We start from the raw sequence: 2,686 nt of genomic DNA, 5'->3' as shown, positions 1-2,686 counted from the left end.
TTTGTACCTCATGGGAGAGATAATTGCTATATCCCTCTTCTGTCACTTTCCGGTTTCTGCTATGATTAATAAATTCTAGAGCCAAGGTATACTCGGTGATATAGAGTGTTGCGATCGCATTTTGGTCAATTTCACACTCTCCAGAATTGCTACTCGGAAAAAATTACGCTATCGCTTGCCTGGCCTATACTCGGCAGACTCCGAAAAGGCTTGCCTTTTCGGAGAGTGACAGAACAGGGATATACACTATTCTTTGACTAGGGATCCCCCCTAACCCCCCTTAATAAGGGGGGGATATGATTCATGAAAATTGATAGATAAGATTAGATAATTTCTATACACGAGCGTAAAGAGTCTGTATCCATTCCCATTCTTGGGCTAAGCCTTGGGATAGGGATACCTGAGGTTGATAACTTAGCAAGGTTTTGGCCTTGGTAATGTCTGCTGCAGTGTGACGTGCATCTCCTTTGGCTTTTTCGATGTAGTTTTTCTTAATGGGATGTCCAACAATTTCTTCAATCGTGTCGAGAACATCCGCTAGCACCACTCGGCTACCACCACCAACGTTAAAGACTTCCCCAACAGCAGCTGGTGTGGTACCTGCAGCCAGATTCGCGGCTATGATGTCTTTGACAAAGGTGAAGTCTCGGGTTTGCTTTCCGTCACCATATATGCTAATGGCTTCATCCGTGAGAATGGCTTTTAGGAATTTGTGAAATGCCATGTCTGGGCGCTGCCTCGGTCCATATACGGTGAAATAGCGTAAGGCAGTAACGGGTACACCAAAGTTATGGTAATACAGTAAGCATAGGTGTTCTGCTGCTAGCTTGGTTACCCCATAGGGGGAAACCGGTTGGGGAAGAATTGTTTCAGATGTCGGTAGGGCTTCCGCATTACCATAAACTGAAGAGCTGGAAGCATAGACTAATCGGGTCAGATGCTTGGCATCTTTGGCGGCTTCGAGTAGGATTTGGGTAGCGTTAATATTGCGCTCGGTATAATCCCGAAAACCATCCCCCCAACTGGCACGAACTCCAGCTTGTGCTGCTTGATGATAAACTACCTCTACATCAGTTAGGAGCGATCGCCAATCCAAGGTCTGAATATCACTTTCGATTAACTCAAAAGCGGGATGCTCTTTAAAATTTTCAATATTCCGGCGCTTGAGGTTGGGATCGTAGTAATCGTTAAATTGATCAATACCAATCACTCGCTCACCTTGATTCAAAAGGGTTTCTACTAGGTGAGAACCGACAAAACCCGCAGCACCCGTAACGATATTAAGAGCCATAAATTTAAGATTTAAAACTATTGCCTAAGCTTTAGTTAGACTAGTTGATATGTAGATGTATATTAAATCTAGTCTGGCATACTATTTTAAATAGTTACAAATTTTTTTTTGGTAAAAATGGATTCAATACTTTGGTAAGCTCATAGAATAAGATAGACTATTCACCACAGAGTGTACAAAAAACGTGAAGATTTTGGTAATCGGCAATGGGGGAAGGGAGTACGCCCTTGCTTGGAAGCTACTGCAATCTCAAAGTATTCAGCAGGTCATATGTGTTCCTGGTAATGGTGGCACCGCTACACTAAGAGGTTGCCAAAATCTTTTATTAAACGTTCAAGATTTTGAAGCAATTGCTGAGTTTGCTCTGGTTAACGATATATCTCTAGTGGTGGTTGGTCCAGAACTGCCACTGTCATTAGGTATTACAGACTATCTCCAAAGTAAAGATATCCCTGTGTTTGGTCCCACCCAGGAGGGAGCGCAAATTGAGTCGAGTAAGTCTTGGGCAAAGGATTTGATGCAGTCGGCTGGTGTTCCTACTCCAAGTTTTGCTGTGTTTACGGAACCAGAACCAGCATTGGCTTATGTCAAAACCCAGGTAGCACCAATTGTGGTTAAAGCCGATGGCTTAGCAGCCGGTAAGGGAGTAACTGTTGCGGCTACGATAGACGAAGCCGAAACGGCTGTGGAGTCACTCTTTCAGAATGGGTTTGAGACGGTAGTGATTGAAGAGTGTGTCACCGGTCAAGAAGTTTCGGTTTTGGCTGTTACCGATGGCTTGACGGTTCGCCCCTTACTACCAGCTCAGGACCATAAGCGAATTGGGGAAGGGGATACCGGTCCGAATACCGGAGGGATGGGAGCTTATGCTCCTGCACCGATTGTTACCCCAGAGCTAAGCACACGGATTGAAACGGAAATTCTTAATCCTACCCTTGAGGCTTTAAAGGTCAGGGGAATTGATTATCGGGGGGTTCTCTATGCAGGATTGATGATTACTCCAGAAGGAAACCCAACGGTTCTGGAATTTAATTGTCGCTTTGGGGATCCAGAAACTCAAGCTATCCTACCCTTGCTAGAAACTCCCCTAGATCAGGTGCTTCTGGCTTGTACCCAACAGCGACTGGCGGAATTACCAACTATTACCTGGAAACAAGGGGCTGCGGCTTGTGTGATTGCTGCCTCGAAAGGGTATCCGGGAGCTTACGAAAAGGGTAAGGTAATTACTGGTATTGAACAAGCTGAACAACATGGAGCAATAGTTTGCAGTGCTGGTACTACCCTGAAACAGAAGGAGCTAGTTACCAGTGGTGGTCGGGTTTTGGGGGTTACCGGCACCGGTAAAACAATAGCGCAAGCTTTATCAGTTGCTTATAGCGCTATGGATTGTATCCA

2 protein-coding genes are annotated in these 2,686 nt (G+C 45.1%); one reads left to right on the top strand and one right to left on the bottom strand.

Annotated features, from left to right (window positions below):
* Positions 1-334: 334 nt before the first annotated feature.
* On the bottom strand, positions 335-1,291 hold the full coding sequence (locus F6K49_RS40115; RefSeq protein WP_293106351.1) for an NAD-dependent epimerase/dehydratase family protein: 957 nt from the start codon (positions 1,289-1,291) through the stop codon (positions 335-337).
* A gap of 184 nt (positions 1,292-1,475) precedes the next feature.
* Between F6K49_RS40115 and purD the strand changes: the two genes are divergently transcribed.
* Positions 1,476-2,686, top strand: a 1,211-nt coding sequence (gene purD / locus F6K49_RS40110; RefSeq protein ID WP_293106348.1) for a phosphoribosylamine--glycine ligase, incomplete at its 3' end; no start/stop codon positions are given.

It is taken from the genome of Moorena sp. SIO3I6 (genome assembly GCF_010672095.1).
The sequence above is the reverse complement of the archived record's forward strand: the minus strand, read 5'-3'. Positions and strand labels throughout refer to the sequence as shown.

What these genes read in the sequence shown, in the direction of transcription:
- F6K49_RS40115 (WP_293106351.1), bottom strand. Translation starts at nt 1,291, where the DNA reads ATGGCTCTTAATATCGTTACGGGTGCTGCGGGTTTTGTCGGTTCTCAC.